At 41.2% G+C, this 13,851-nt stretch carries 15 protein-coding genes; 9 read left to right on the top strand and 6 right to left on the bottom strand.

The features are described 5' to 3' along the window. Positions 1-122 precede the first annotated feature (122 nt). The 3 genes from CYP26_RS01585 to rpsT all read right to left on the bottom strand — a co-directional run bounded on the left by CYP26_RS01585 (position 123) and on the right by rpsT (position 2,190). On the bottom strand, positions 123-542 hold the full coding sequence (locus tag CYP26_RS01585; RefSeq protein ID WP_103630114.1) for a TOBE domain-containing protein: 420 nt from the start codon (positions 540-542) through the stop codon (positions 123-125). Between the two features lie 296 nt (positions 543-838). After that, positions 839-1,906: a peptide chain release factor 1 gene (prfA, locus tag CYP26_RS01580; RefSeq protein WP_004317452.1), complete on the bottom strand. Its 1,068-nt coding sequence runs from the start codon at positions 1,904-1,906 to the stop codon at positions 839-841. A gap of 14 nt (positions 1,907-1,920) precedes the next feature. After that, positions 1,921-2,190 (bottom strand): 30S ribosomal protein S20, encoded by a 270-nt coding sequence (gene rpsT, locus CYP26_RS01575; protein WP_004317319.1) that lies wholly within the window; start codon positions 2,188-2,190, stop codon positions 1,921-1,923. A 157-nt stretch (positions 2,191-2,347) separates the two neighbouring features. Here rpsT and glmM point away from each other — a divergent pair, with 157 nt between their 5' ends. From glmM to CYP26_RS01545, 6 genes are all read left to right on the top strand, one after another. Then, positions 2,348-3,688, top strand: coding sequence for a phosphoglucosamine mutase (gene glmM, locus CYP26_RS01570; RefSeq protein ID WP_103558329.1), 1,341 nt, complete (start codon positions 2,348-2,350; stop codon positions 3,686-3,688). Then, a complete protein-coding gene (gene lspA / locus CYP26_RS01565) occupies positions 3,681-4,133 on the top strand; it encodes a signal peptidase II (RefSeq protein ID WP_103630113.1) in 453 nt (150 codons plus the stop codon). Before glmM ends, lspA begins: the two co-directional genes overlap by 8 nt. Further along, the gene (locus CYP26_RS01560; protein WP_103630112.1) at positions 4,123-4,485 is read left to right on the top strand and encodes an NINE protein; all 363 of its coding nucleotides are present in this window, start codon (positions 4,123-4,125) and stop codon (positions 4,483-4,485) included. Before lspA ends, CYP26_RS01560 begins: the two co-directional genes overlap by 11 nt. Positions 4,486-4,494: 9 nt before the next feature. Next, positions 4,495-4,929, top strand: coding sequence for a CopD family protein (locus tag CYP26_RS01555; RefSeq protein ID WP_004317437.1), 435 nt, complete (start codon positions 4,495-4,497; stop codon positions 4,927-4,929). A gap of 9 nt (positions 4,930-4,938) precedes the next feature. Beyond that, positions 4,939-5,484 carry a hypothetical protein gene (locus CYP26_RS01550; protein WP_103570564.1) on the top strand — a complete coding sequence of 182 codons (546 nt, stop codon included), beginning with the start codon at positions 4,939-4,941 and terminating at the stop codon, positions 5,482-5,484. Positions 5,485-5,600: 116 nt separating this feature from the next. Further along, positions 5,601-7,040: an acetyl-CoA carboxylase subunit A gene (locus tag CYP26_RS01545; protein WP_004317286.1), complete on the top strand. Its 1,440-nt coding sequence runs from the start codon at positions 5,601-5,603 to the stop codon at positions 7,038-7,040. Positions 7,041-7,081: 41 nt separating this feature from the next. On the opposite strand, the gene CYP26_RS01540 is transcribed toward CYP26_RS01545, so the two are convergent. Beyond that, positions 7,082-8,011, bottom strand: a complete 930-nt coding sequence (locus tag CYP26_RS01540; RefSeq protein WP_103630111.1) for a PQQ-binding-like beta-propeller repeat protein — start codon at positions 8,009-8,011, stop codon at positions 7,082-7,084. A gap of 100 nt (positions 8,012-8,111) precedes the next feature. On the opposite strand from CYP26_RS01540, the gene CYP26_RS01535 reads away from it, so the two are divergent. The 3 genes from CYP26_RS01535 to CYP26_RS01525 all read left to right on the top strand — a co-directional run bounded on the left by CYP26_RS01535 (position 8,112) and on the right by CYP26_RS01525 (position 10,815). Continuing rightward, positions 8,112-8,684, top strand: a complete 573-nt coding sequence (locus CYP26_RS01535; protein WP_103630110.1) for an SMI1/KNR4 family protein — start codon at positions 8,112-8,114, stop codon at positions 8,682-8,684. A gap of 196 nt (positions 8,685-8,880) precedes the next feature. Continuing rightward, the gene (gene gdhA / locus CYP26_RS01530; protein ID WP_021084055.1) at positions 8,881-10,239 is read left to right on the top strand and encodes an NADP-specific glutamate dehydrogenase; all 1,359 of its coding nucleotides are present in this window, start codon (positions 8,881-8,883) and stop codon (positions 10,237-10,239) included. 321 nt (positions 10,240-10,560) lie between these two features. Then, a complete protein-coding gene (locus CYP26_RS01525; protein ID WP_141090074.1) occupies positions 10,561-10,815 on the top strand; it encodes a hypothetical protein in 255 nt (84 codons plus the stop codon). Positions 10,816-11,492: 677 nt separating this feature from the next. Here CYP26_RS01525 and infC read toward each other — a convergent pair. Next, the gene (gene infC, locus CYP26_RS01520) at positions 11,493-12,011 is read right to left on the bottom strand and encodes a translation initiation factor IF-3 (protein ID WP_009295104.1); all 519 of its coding nucleotides are present in this window, start codon (positions 12,009-12,011) and stop codon (positions 11,493-11,495) included. Beyond that, positions 12,008-13,828 (bottom strand): threonine--tRNA ligase, encoded by a 1,821-nt coding sequence (gene thrS / locus CYP26_RS01515; protein ID WP_103568693.1) that lies wholly within the window; start codon positions 13,826-13,828, stop codon positions 12,008-12,010. The genes infC and thrS overlap by 4 nt, the downstream gene beginning before the upstream one ends. Positions 13,829-13,851 lie beyond the last annotated feature (23 nt).

Here is a 13,851-nt window from a genome sequence, read left to right as displayed (position 1 = left end):
AAATGAATATGAATTAAATTTTTTATAGATCAATTTTTTTAGATTTTTGGGAGGATTTTCTTTTATAGCTTAATAAAAAATATTAGTTTAAAGGGAGATCGGAGCAAATTTGCTCCGAGAAATTATTTAACACCAACTATTATTTGAGTTGCTTTAATGATAGCAGTTACTTTGTCGCCTACTTTTAAAGCTAAATTTTGAACTGACTCTCTAGTGATGATAGCTGAAATTTTGCTGCCATTTGCGTCGATGATAACCTCAGCATTTACAGCGCCGTCTTTTATCTCGCTAACAACGCCTTTGATTTGGTTTGTTGCGCTAAGTTTTATGCTGTCATCTTTTGAAACGATAACGCTTGAAGCCTTGAATAAAAATATAGCTTTTTTGCCAACTTTAAGATCAAGAGCTTTCTCGCTATCAACTGTAACAGTTGCTTTTAGCACTTCACCACCTGCTAGTTTGCCAGCTATTAACGAATTTACCGCACCTGTTCTTACTTCTGATATCTCAACATTTAGTTGATTTCTTGTACTTAGAGACATGTTTTTCCTTTTTATGATTTAAATCGTTTTGACATTGTAAAGTAATATTTTTAATGAAAACTTAAAATTGTTATATGAAATTTTATAATATCAAAAATTAAAATTTAAAACTTCTCAAACGCCAAAATAACGCTATTTATAAGACTAAATTTACAAAAATAATTTAAATAATTTTTTCAAATAAATATTACTAAATATTACCTTTACCTTATTTTTATAAAATTTGACTCTAAATTTTAAATTTAAACAAAAGAAATTTATAAATTTGAGTTTAGAAATAATAGAAGTTAGGGTGTTTAAATTCCGGCTTCAAGCATCGCTTCTGCTTGATAGTGAGTGATGAGCGGCTCTATGATCTCGTCAAATAGCCCTGCAGCCATGATCGCATCAAGGCGGTAAAGAGTTAAATTTATGCGGTGATCACTTATGCGGTTTTGCGGGTAGTTATAAGTTCTTATCCTACCTGAGCGGTCTCCAGTGCCTACTTGGCTCTTTCGCTCACTAGTCTCTTTAGCAAGCCTCTCTTGCTCTTGCATCTCGTAAAGTCTAGCTTTTAGCACCTTCATCGCAGCCTCTTTGTTTTTGTGCTGGCTCTTGCCATCTTGGTTTGTGACAACAAGCCCTGTCGGTATGTGCGTGATCCTAACGGCACTATCGGTTGTATTTACCGACTGGCCGCCGTGGCCTGAGCTTCTCATAACATCTACTCTTATATCATTTGGATTGATCTCGATCTCGCTGTCCTCAACCTCTGGCATGATAGCCACAGTCACAGCCGAGGTATGCACCCTGCCCTGGCTCTCAGTCTCTGGCACACGCTGAACCCTATGCGTGCCACCTTCAAATTTTAATCTCGAGTAAGCGCCTTTGCCCTTTATAAGCACGATGATCTCTTTAAAGCCGCCAGTGTTGCCCTCGCTTTGGCTAACGATCTCAAATTTATATCCACGAAGCTCTGCATATCTGATGTAAGCGTTAAAAAGATCTCCAACAAATAATGCAGCCTCGTCACCACCAGTGCCTGCGCGAATTTCTAAAAATATATTTTTGTCATCGTTTGGATCTTTTGGAAGAAGTAAAATTTTAATCTCTTCTTCAAGCTTCTCTCTTGAAATTTCTAAATTTTTAAGCTCATCTTTTGCAAGCTCGCCAAGCTCAGAGTCCTCAAGTAAGGCTTTATTCTCTTCGATGTCGTTTAGAATTTGTAGATATTTTTTTGCAGCAGTTGCGACTGGTTCGATAGATGATTGCTCTTTTGAGAGCTTTGTCATCTTTTCGATATCGTTTGCTATATTTGGATCGCTCAGAAGCGTAGAAATTTCATCATAGCGATCCAAAAATGGATGAAGTTTATCAGCAAACATTAAAATTTAATAGATTAAGCAGCTTTTAGAGTATTTACTAATTGAGCAAGGCGACTAACGCGACGAGCAGCAGTTTGTTTCTTCAAAAAGCCTCTACTTACGAAGCTGTGGATGCTTTTGTTAGCAACTTTTAAAGCTTCATTTGCAGCATTTAGATCTTTAGCTTCTACAGCTACACGCACTGCTTTTGTGATGTTTTTAAGTCTAGTGCGGTAAAATCTGTTTCTTTCTGTTCTTTTTATAGTTTGTCTAGCTCTTTTTTCAGCAGATTTATGGTTTGCCATAATATACCTTTTTTGATAATTTTAGTCCGTGATTATATGAAAAATATATTTAATTGTAACTGAATTTAAGTCAGCTTTAAAACAAATAAAATTTTAGATTTTAAATTTGATAATTTCTGATAAAATAGCACCATTTTATAATAAAAAGGATAAATTGATGAAACTTTTTGGAACAGACGGAGTTCGTGGTAAGGCTGGCGAAAAGCTTTCAGCTCAGACATCTATGCGTCTTGCAATGGCTGCTGGAATTTACTTTAGAAAGACCTCAGCTACAAATGTGATATTGGTCGGAAAAGATACTAGAAAAAGTGGCTATATGATAGAAACTGCCATCGTTGCAGGGCTAACTGCAGTTGGCTACAATGTCCTTCAAATAGGCCCTATGCCAACACCTGCGATCGCATTTTTAACAGAAAATATGCGCTGTGACGCTGGCATAATGATAAGCGCCTCACACAACCCATACTACGACAACGGCATCAAATTTTTTGATAGCTTTGGTAATAAGCTTGATGAAAAGATAGAAGCTGAGATAGAGAAAATCTTCTACGACGACGAGCTCATCGCAAACGCCCAAAAGACGATGACAGAGATCGGCGCAAACAAGAGGATCGACGATGTTATCGGCAGATATATCGTGCAGATCAAAAATTCATTCCCAAAAGAGTTAAATTTAAAGAATTTACGAGTAGTTTTAGACGTGGCAAATGGAGCTGCTTACAAGGTCGCACCAACTGTATTTAGCGAGCTTGGAGCTGATGTCATCGTCATAAACAATGAGCCAAATGGTAGCAACATCAACCAAAACTGCGGTGCGCTTCACCCAGAAGATCTAGCAAGTGAGGTAAAAAGGCTTCGTGCTGACATCGGCTTTGCATTTGACGGCGATGCTGATAGGCTTGTCGTTGTCGATGAAAACGGAGAAGTAGTGCATGGAGATGCGATACTTGGCTCACTAGCTGCATTTTTGCACGAGCAAAAGACTCTAAAAGGCGGTGCCATCGTGGCTACTGTGATGAGTAACGCCGCGCTTGATGACTATCTAAAAGCTCACAAGATCAAGCTACTTCGCTCAAACGTAGGTGATAAATACGTGCTTGAGATGATGAAAGAAAATGGCATAAATTTTGGCGGCGAGCAAAGCGGACACGTCATATTTAACGACTACGCTAAGACTGGCGACGGCCTTGTTACTTCGATGCAAGTTGTTGCGATGATGCTTAAAAAAGGCAAAAAAGCTAGTGAAATTTTTGGCGAGCTAAAGCCGTATCCGCAAATTTTGCTAAATTTAAAGATCACAGAGAAAAAGCCGCTTGATAAGATAGAAGGGCTAAAAGAGCTTGAGGCTAGCCTTGCAAAAGAGGGCATAAGATCGCTCTTTAGATACTCTGGCACTGAAAATTTGATCAGACTTTTGCTTGAGGGCAAAAATCAAACTTTAGTTGAAAAACGCATGGATGAAGTTGAGAAATTTTTTGTAAAAGCCCTAAATGCGTAAAAATTTGGTTAAATTTTTCATAGCGTTTTTTATCATTTTTATCGTTGATCAAGCGATAAAAATGATATTTATAGATGGTTTTTCGTGGGAGGGCGAGTTTTTCTCGCTAGTTCTTACATATAATAAGGGCGTTGCATTTTCGATGTTTGCCTTTTTAGATGAGTGGCTAAAATTTATCCAGATCGCCCTCATTTTAGGCGTTTTTGTCTATCTGGTCGTTGAAAAAAAGCTGCTTTGCTCACATGCCATTTGGCTTGGAGCTTTGCTAGGAGCTGGCAGCTCAAACATCACAGATAGATTTATCCATGGCGGCGTCGTGGATTATGTCTTTTGGCATAAGTGGTTTAACTTTGCGGTCTTTAACTTCGCTGATGTGATGATCGATCTTTGCGTGGTGATGATACTTTGGCAAAGTTTTAAAAAAAGGAGAGAGAGTGGGAAATAATATCTACGTCGCATACGCACTTTGGCTACTTACTGGCTGGCTTGGGGCGCATAGAATTTACCTTGGTAAATTTATCACTGGCTTTTTAATGATGGGACTATTTTTCGTTGGCTACTCTACGTTTTATTTCATTATAGGCATACCATTCTTAGCTATTTGGGGCATTTGGTGGATCATCGATGCATTTTTGGTTGGCGCTTATGTCGAGAAAAATTTACAAAAGGCCGAGCTAAAAGAGAGAGTAAAACTAAAAGATAAAGAAGAGGACTTAAAAAGGCTTTACGAGCTTTTTGAGAGTGGTGCGATCAGCAAGGCTGAATTTGAAGCTAGAAAAGAGATACTTTTTAGATAAGGAGACGTTATGGCAGAATATTATCTTTACTTAAAATACCTCCACTATTTGTTTTTCATCTCGTGGATGGCAGTGCTGTTTTATCAGCCAAGGCTCTACGTTTATCACGTAGAAAACATGGACAAACCAGACTTTGTAAAAGTGGTCGAAGTGATGGAGTATAAGATGTATCACTATATCGGCTGGGTCGCACTAATCGGCTCATTTGTCACTGGTATATTGATACTTATCGCGATGCCTGATCTTATAAAAACTGGTCACATCCACGTCAAAATTTTAGTTGTCATCTTAATGGCCATCTATCACCTAGACCTTGGACGCTACATGAAGCAGCTCAAAGAGAAACGCTGTAACAAAAGTGGCATCTTCTTTAGAGCTTACAACGAAGTGCCAACTATCGCGATGCTCATCATCATCTGGGTCATGATAGTAAATCCATTTTAAAGGAATTTGATGAAGAAATTTTTAGCATTTATCGCTTTGCCAGCGCTCTTGCTCGCGGCTACTCAGTATTTTGAGCCGATGCAGATAAAATTTGACAACAGACTCTACTCGCTAGCAGGCTCAGCCAAGCCTGTGCCAAATTTATTCACGCAGGAGTACTTGCTCCCTGGTGAGAAACTAGATAGTTTTAGCTACATGCTCTCGCTAAATACCCTTAAATTTGACGCTACGCCAGAGCAAGCAGTCGAGCAAAAGATAAATGATCTAAAAGAGCTAAAGGCAAAAGGGCTAAAAGTAGCTTATAAAAAGGGCTCGCTAGCAAATGAAATTTATCTTGATATCACGATATTTTCAAATTTAAATGGCACTCCAACAGCCGAGCACTCGATATATCGCTACACCAAACAGGGCGGAAATTTAGTCCTTTTTACCATCCAAAGGCGTGCTTATAAAAAAGAGGGCATTCAAAGATTTGCTACAAATTTTACGATCGAGTCGCAAGACTTTAGCAAAAAGGCCCTAGCCACACCTTTCCCACAAATCATCAGCAAATAAAGAAATTTGAGTGTAAATTTAGCCTTTGCACTCAAATTTTAAAACCAGACTTAACAAATTTATCTAAAAATAAAACGAATAGTTATATGATAAGAAAAACTCAAAAAGGATAGCCTATGATACATAAAATTCTTATCGCAAATCGTGGTGAGATCGCAGTTAGGATAGTCAGAGCTTGTAGGGATTTACACATCCAAAGCGTAGGAATTTACACAGCGCCAGACAGCGAGTGCTTGCATGTAAGGATCGCTGATGAGGCCTATCAAGTGGGCGAAGATCCGATCAAAGGCTATCTTGACGCCAAAGCTATCGTAAAGCTTGCTAAAGAGTGTGGGGCTGACGCGATACACCCAGGATACGGCTTTTTAAGCGAAAACTACGAATTTGCAAAGGCAGTTGAGGACGCTGGGCTCATCTTCATCGGTCCAAAGGCTGAAGTCATCAAAAAAATGGGCGATAAAAACATCGCTAGATATCTAATGAAGAAAAACGGCATACCGATAGTGCCAGGTACCGAAAAGCTAAATGATGAGAGCATGGATGCCATAAAAGAGCACGCTAGACGCATCGGCTACCCAGTCATCTTAAAAGCAAGTGGTGGTGGTGGTGGCCGTGGCATTAGAGAGGTTTGGCAAGAAGAAGATATGCAAGATGCCTTTGAGTCGTGCACCAGAGAGGCAAAAGCATACTTTAACAACGACGAAGTTTTTATGGAGAAGCTTGTCGTCAATCCTCGCCACATCGAGTTTCAAATTTTAGGCGATAACTACGGCAACATCATCCACCTTTGCGAGCGTGACTGCTCTATCCAAAGGCGCCACCAAAAGATCATCGAGATTGCACCTTGCCCTTCGATTAGTGAAAATTTAAGAAAGATCATGGGCGTGACTGCGGTCGCTGCTGCAAAGGCTGTGGGCTACTCAAACGTAGGAACGATCGAGTTTTTGCTAGATGACTACAACAACTTTTACTTCATGGAGATGAATACTCGTATCCAAGTGGAGCACGGCATCACCGAAGAGATCACAGGACATGATCTTGTCGTTAGGCAGATAAGGATCGCTGCGGGCGAGATATTAGAGATCGAGCAAAGCGACATCAAGCCGCGCGGCTACGCGATAGAGGCTAGGATCACGGCTGAGAATGTCTGGGAGAATTTCATCCCAGCGCCAGGCACGATCGAGGGCTACTACCCAGCTCTTGGCCCATCTGTACGCGTCGATAGCCACGTCTATAAAGACTACACCATACCGCCATTTTACGACTCACTTATCGCAAAATTGATCGTCAAGGCGACTGACTACGATCTCGCGGTAAATAAGCTTGAAAGAGCACTTGAAGAATTTACTATCGAGGGCGTGCGAACGATCATCCCATTTTTGCTAACGATCAGCAAAAGCAAGGAGTTTAGAAGAGGATTTTTCGATACTAGCTACGTCGAGAAAAACTTAAAAACTATCCTTGAAAACACCTACGATGATATGAACAAAGAGCCAAATGACGACCTAGAAGAGGTCATCGTAGAGGCGATAAAAAGATATAAGAAGAAGAGATAAAATTTATCTCATTGCGGCTTTGGCGATAAATTTCGCCAAGGCTAAATTTCCGCGCAAACTGCGTAAATTTTAGCTCCGTCATTTGCCACAGCGTAGAGCCTGCCACCGCTTACTAGCATGATCTGATCTGCGCTAAGGCTAAATTTCTCAAACTCTATCTCTTTTAATAGCAAGCCATCTTTAGCGCTTATCAAAACTGGCTTATTTTTGCGGTTTGCGAGTAAAATTTGATCCTTGACCCAAACAAAATGCTCCGTGCCGCTGGTTTTAAACTTAAACACCACTTCGCCACTTTTTGCATCCACGGCATATAGATCTCCGCCCTTGCCAGCGGTGCCAAAGTAAAGCACCCCATCATTCAGGCAAACTGGCGTGTAGAGATATGCGCCAATCTTTAGCCGCCAGATGGTCTTGCCTATCCTTGCGCCCTGCTCTTTACGTGGCACACTCGCGTTTAAATTTTCATCTTTTGCTTCGCTTTTGAACTCTGCGCTGTCCAAAATTTCTTTGCACTCCATCATAAATGGCGAACTCATTCGCACGCAAAAGCTATCAAATTCATACGTTTTAGCGTCGTTATATATCTCTTTTACAGGCTCATTAGCAACGCCGAGCTCGCTCATCAGCCCGTTATCTATCTTTATAAGCTTTGCTGGGGAGTTTATGTAGCCCTTGTAGTATCTAGTATTTAGCACGAAGTAGCCATTTTCTTGGTAGCAAAGTGCGTCGCTGGCTATGAAAATTTCGCTTTGTTTATAGGTAAGCGTTGATCTTTTATGCTCGCTAAAGTCGCGTGAAAATGTATCTAGTAGCACGTAGTTTGGCGTTAGCTTTTGAGCTATCTCTAGCTCGCTAGGCACCCCAAAAGCAAAATGCACAAATGCAATGCGCTCACCCATCTCATAAATGCCAGTTACACCGTGCCCGCGAAACTCCACGCCAGGCATATCAAGAGGATATGATCTAACCACGCTAGCTCCTTAAATTTATGGCGATTATAACCCAAATTTCAAAGCACACTAGGCTAAATTTGATAAAATTTGCCAAAATTTATCAAATTTAAGGACCGATATGTTTTTAAAATTAGATGAGATCGCTAGGAAGCTAGATCAAATTTTCTTGCCGCTAGAGCAAGAGGGTATGAGCGGCATGAGGCTTTTGCCGCAAAAGGATGCTTCGGCGTTTATGCAAGCGCAAAAGAGCCTTGGCGTAAATTTTCCAGCTAAATTTACAAAGCTTTTAAGCAAATTTGACCTTGGCAATTTTGAAATTTGCAATGTCAGTTTTGGCAGTAGAGGCGACTACGCGAGCGAGCTAGTGCGCCTAAACAGCGTAGATGAGTTTGGTGGAAAATGGTGGCAGGGTGAAGCTCGCCCAGCAAATTTGATAGTTTTTGCCGTGGGTGATCCTTGGATATTTTTGCTTGATTGCACGAGTGGTGCGGTCTATGCGTGGCTACTTGGAGATGAGGAGCTTTGCAGCAGGCGCGTTGCGAGCGACTTTGAAAAATTTTTTATAGCACTGGCTAGCATAGGCATAGCAAGGCTAAATGATGAGCCTTTGCCACCAACCGAGCAAATTCTAAAATTTGTCCAAGCAGACGACGCGGCACTTGATTTTTGGCAAGAGATGGCGCAAATTTAGTAAATTTAGGCTCCACTCAGCCTAAATTCTCTTTTATAAATTTATCCCAACAAATGATGCAAAAACCACTTTTTATAAATTTAGTTTCGATATGTAACACTCATTGCCCAAAATAAAAATATTAAAATATCTTTAAATAAAAATTTTTTCTAGCCGAGTTAATATTTAACTACAAAAAAAGGAAAAAGGAGCAAAAATGAGCGAGTACATCGAACAAACGATGGAGTGGATAAAGAAGACCAACCCAGGTCAAGGCGTCTTTGTCCAAGCTGCGACTGAGGTTTTAAACAGCCTAGAGCCGCTTATCAAAAGAGAGAGCAAGTACCAAAAACACGCGATCCTAGAGCGCATCGTCATCCCTGAGCGCACGGTGATCTTTCGCGTGACATACACAGGCGATGATGGCAGACCAAAGGTAAATAACGGCTACCGCGTGCAGTTTAACTCGGCCGTTGGCCCATACAAGGGCGGTCTAAGGCTCCACCCAAGCGTCGATCTTGGCGTGCTAAAATTTCTTGGATTTGAGCAAATTTTCAAAAACTCGCTCACTGGCGTAAATATCGGCGGCGCAAAAGGCGGTAGCACCTTTGATCCAAAGGGCAAGAGCGAGGGCGAGATAATGCGCTTTTGCCAAGCATTTATGAGTGAGCTTTACCGCCATATCGGCAACACCGTGGATGTGCCAGCAGGTGACATCGGCGTGGGCGCTAGAGAGATCGGCTATATGTTTGGTCAGTATAAAAAGCTAACTGGCAGATTTGATGGCATCCTAACTGGCAAGGGGCTAAACTGGGGCGGCAGTCTAGCGCGCACAGAGGCTACTGGATACGGACTAGTATATTTCACTCAAAACATGCTAAAAAAAGCTGGACTTGACTTGGAGGGCAAAAAATGCAGCGTCAGCGGTAGCGGAAACGTCGCCATCTACACGGTCGAAAAGCTCTATCAAGCAGGCGCACTGCCTATCACCGTCTCTGACTCAAACGGATATGTCTATGACGCTGAGGGCATCGATCTAGCGGTGCTTAAAGAGCTAAAAGAAGTAAAACGCGCTCGCCTTAGTGAATACACCAAATTTAGACCAAACGCAAAATATGTAAGCGTGAGCGAGTATAAAGAGGGCAGAAACGGCGTCTGGGACGTACCATGCGACGGGGCCTTCCCATGTGCGACACAAAACGAGCTTCACCTAGCTGACATAAAAGTGCTTTACGCAAATGGCTGCCGCTTCGTGGCTGAGGGCGCGAACATGCCAAGCACGCTTGATGCGATAAATTTCATGCTTGCGCAAAAAGACTTTCACTTTGCTCCAGCAAAAGCAGCAAACGCTGGTGGCGTGGGCACGAGCGGACTTGAGATGATGCAAAATGCCGGCATGACCTCATGGAGCTTCGAGGAGGTCGATCGCAGACTTCATGGCATCATGAATCACATCTTTGAACTAAGCTACGAAACAAGTAAAGAGTTTGGCGATGAGGGCAACTTGGTGCTTGGCTCAAATATCGCTGGCTTTAGAAAAGTGGCTGATGCGATGATAGATCAAGGATATGTGTAGGCCAATTTGGCTCTGTAAATTTACGTCCAAGCTAAATTTGGACGTAAATCAATATGAGGCTGGCTTGTTTTAGCTAAAAGAGAGTTTGGTTTTCGCACGGCAAATTTTACTAGTAAGCTATCAAATTTACGCTAGTTTGAAGTATTTTATGCGGTATTCGTTTTGACAAAATTTTGCTGGCGTGGCGGATGTGGACCTGAAGCTTGGTTAAATTTCACTAGGGCAGCGAGCATACCACTTTTTTAGAGCTTTTTATAGAAATTTTGCTAAAAGAGCCGACATGACGGCAAATGGTGGAGTGGCGAGGTTTGAGCAGTAAAATTGAAATTTTTTGCCGTTGATGTTTTTTGCTTGATTGCACAAGTAGTGCGTTCTATGCATGGCTACTTGAGAATGAAGGGCTTTGCAGCAGGTGTGTCGCAAACGAGAAATTTTCATAGCGCTTGCAACTTCGACATAGTAAAGCTAAATGATGAAATCCTACCAGAAAGCGAGCAAAACTTAAGATTTCTCAAGCAGATAAAAAGCACTTTTTGCAAGAAACGGCTTATGAAATTTAGGCTCGCTCCGTACTAAAATCTCTTTTATAAATTTAAACTATAAACAAGCGAATTTCTTACAAAATTTAGTCTAAAATACTCGCACACGCACCATAAATTTATAAACTCACAATATGGTTATCAAATTCACTCCAACAAGGTAGCTTTACCTTGTCAAATTTCAGCAAAGCACTCACGTAAGAGGCAGTAAAAAAGGTGGGATAAATTTTGGTAAGCGAAAATTGAAATTTACTGCATTTAACCCATAAATAAGCAAATTTCTCATCAAATTTAGTCACAACATAAAAAGTATTATTAAAACAATATTTCTCTTGCCAAATTTAGCCTCAAATACTCATGCAAGCATATAAAAAACGAAATTTAAAACCCACAAGAAGTTTTTATGCAAAGCACTTTTGTGAGTGACAGCAAGATAATCAAATTTGGATAAGAAAATTTAAATTTTGCTAAATTTAAGCTACAAATAATCAAGTTTCTTGCCAAATTTAGCCTGCGATTAGACAAAATTTGATTTCAAACACCCACGCAAACACTAAAAATTTACAAACTCGCAAGCCACATAAACCGCAAACGCCCTTGCGTAAATTTAGCAAATATAAAAATGATAGATTTTTTGAGAAATAGTTATTTGTGAGTTTTTGTATTAAAAATTTAATGAAAAAGAGCAAGCCCTAGCCTGCTCTTTGTGAGAATTTAACCCTTTTTTGGAGTTACAAGCATATTTACATAACGACCTTCTATTATAGGCTCTTTGTCGCGGTCAGCTTCATCTTTGATCATCTCCCATACCTTCTCAAGCATGGCTACGCCAGCCTCTGGGGTGCTCATCTCGCGACCCTTTAAAAATACACGAAATTTAACGTGTTTGCCATCTTGCAAAAACTCGCTTGCGTGTTTAACCTTGTAGTTTATATCGTTTTGGGCGATCTTGACAGAGAGTTTTATCTCTTTTATCTCGATGGTTTTTTGCTTTTTCTTGGCCTCTTTTTGCTTTTTCTCTTGCTGATAGCGGAATTTACCGTAGTCCATTATCTTGCAAACTGGCGGCTTCGCGTCTGGCGCTATAAGCACTAGATCAAGCCCAAGCTTATTTGAGATCTCTAAAGCCTCATCTCTTGAGATGACACCGTATGCCGTGCCATCATCCCCTACACATCTTACCTCTCTCGCCCTTATGTCCTCATTGAGCAATACTTCATTTTCCTTACTCAAAAATGTACCTCACTAAGTTTCTCCTTCGTTAAATTTATAAATTCCGCCAAGCTCATATCGCTCTGCGTCCTAGCCTGTCTGTCGCGCAACGCAACGCTCTTGTTTGCTACTTCGTTGTCTCCTAGCACGACTATCATAGGCACCCTTTGTTTTTCTGCCGTTCTTATTCTCTTATTTAAACTCTCATTTTTACTTGCGATCTCGCTATCGACGTTGATCTTTCTTAGCTCGCGTGAAATTTCTTTTGCGTAGTCTAAATGCGCGTCGCTAATAGGCACGATGACGACTTGCGTAGGAGCTATGAAAAATGGTAGCTCACCAGCAGTGTGCTCAAGTAAAATTCCTATAAATCTCTCAAAACTGCCAAGCAAGGCTCTGTGAAGCATTACAGGACGCTGTCTTTCGTTATTTGCGTCGATGTAGCCTAGATCAAAGCGCTCTGGCAAGTTAAAATCAACTTGGATCGTGCCACACTGCCACTTTCGTTTTAGCGCGTCGGTGATTTTGATGTCGATCTTTGGACCGTAGAATGCGCCGCCACCCTCGTCGATGCCGTATTTAAAGCCATTTTCATCAAGAGCTTCTTTTAATGCTTTTGTAGCTGTATCCCAAATTTCATCGCCACCGATCGCTTTGGCTGGCTTGGTTGATATCTCCATCTCATAATGAAAGCCAAAATTTTCCATTATCGTGCCAGCAAATTTTAAAATTTCTAAGATATTTTCTTTGATCTGGCTTGGCATACAAAAGATATGTGAGTCATCTTGCGCAAATTCGCGGACTCTGAAAAGTCCGTGAAGCACGCCACTTTTCTCATGGCGGTGTACGACGCCGTATTCAAAAAATTTAAGCGGTAAGTCGCGGTAAGAGCGGATGTCACTTTGATAGACTTTGATGTGACCAACGCAGTTCATCGGCTTGATGCCATACTCTGTCTCATCGATCGTTGTAAAGTACATATTTTCTTTGTAATTTGCGTAGTGGCCGCTTCTTCTCCACACGTCAGCCTTTAAAAGCTCAGGACCTCGCACTGGCTCATAGCCACGGTCGCGGTGGGCTTTGTATAGAAGTTGCTCTAGTTTTGATCTTAAGCGTCCGCCATTTGGTAGCCAGATAGGCAAACCGCCACCCACTTCTTCATCAAATGTAAATAGCTTCATCTCGACGCCAAGCTTTCTATGATCGCGCTTTTTAGCCTCTTCGATGATGCGGATGTGCTCTTTTAGACTCTCTTTGTCTGCGTAAGCTGTGCCGTAAATTCTAGTTAGCATCTCACGGCTCTCATCACCGCCAAGATATGCCCCAGCCACGCGTGTAAGCTTGAAGAATTTTAAAAATTTAGTATTTGGCACATGTGGTCCGCGGCAAAGGTCTTCAAAATCGCCTTGTGCATAGCTGCTCACTTCGCCATCTGGAATTCTTTTTAAAACCTCTTGTTTTAGATCGTCGTTTTTAAATTTCTCACTCATATTAGCTTTAGTTGAGCAGGTTTTAACTATGTCAAATTTCTTCTCAGCAAGCTCTTTCATCTTATCTTCGATCGCTGCTAGATCGCTCTCGCCTAGCTTCGTGCCCTCATCATCAACTCTAAAATCATAATAAAATCCATCTTCTACGTTTGGTCCGACAAAGAATTTCGCCTTTGGATAGAGTGACTTGATAGCTTGTGCCATGAGGTGTGCACAGGAGTGTCTGATAACGTGTAGTGCCTCTTTTGAGTTGTCAAAATAGATAGGCTCAGCACTACTCTCACGCCCTGCGATACTTTGAGTATCGACTATTTCGCCATTTAGTTTGTATGCGATGATATCGCTCATTGTTTTTCCTTATATCAAATTGT

This window comes from Campylobacter concisus, assembly GCF_002913225.1.
GTDB lineage: Bacteria > Campylobacterota > Campylobacteria > Campylobacterales > Campylobacteraceae > Campylobacter_A > Campylobacter_A concisus_J.
This window is presented reverse-complemented; position numbering and strand designations above follow the sequence as displayed.

Bases quoted from the DNA above. Each gene is read 5' to 3' on its own strand.
- glmM (WP_103558329.1), top strand. From the start codon at position 2,348: ATGAAACTTTTTGGAACAGACGGAGTTCGTGGTAAGGCTGGCGAAAAG.
- CYP26_RS01545 (WP_004317286.1), top strand. From the start codon at position 5,601: ATGATACATAAAATTCTTATCGCAAATCGTGGTGAGATCGCAGTTAGG.
- CYP26_RS01535 (WP_103630110.1), top strand. From the start codon at position 8,112: ATGTTTTTAAAATTAGATGAGATCGCTAGGAAGCTAGATCAAATTTTC.
- thrS (WP_103568693.1), bottom strand. From the start codon at position 13,828: ATGAGCGATATCATCGCATACAAACTAAATGGCGAAATAGTCGATACT.
- lspA (WP_103630113.1), top strand. From the start codon at position 3,681: ATGCGTAAAAATTTGGTTAAATTTTTCATAGCGTTTTTTATCATTTTT.
- CYP26_RS01585 (WP_103630114.1), bottom strand. From the start codon at position 542: ATGTCTCTAAGTACAAGAAATCAACTAAATGTTGAGATATCAGAAGTA.
- rpsT (WP_004317319.1), bottom strand. From the start codon at position 2,190: ATGGCAAACCATAAATCTGCTGAAAAAAGAGCTAGACAAACTATAAAA.
- gdhA (WP_021084055.1), top strand. From the start codon at position 8,881: ATGAGCGAGTACATCGAACAAACGATGGAGTGGATAAAGAAGACCAAC.
- prfA (WP_004317452.1), bottom strand. From the start codon at position 1,906: ATGTTTGCTGATAAACTTCATCCATTTTTGGATCGCTATGATGAAATT.
- CYP26_RS01550 (WP_103570564.1), top strand. From the start codon at position 4,939: ATGAAGAAATTTTTAGCATTTATCGCTTTGCCAGCGCTCTTGCTCGCG.
- CYP26_RS01555 (WP_004317437.1), top strand. From the start codon at position 4,495: ATGGCAGAATATTATCTTTACTTAAAATACCTCCACTATTTGTTTTTC.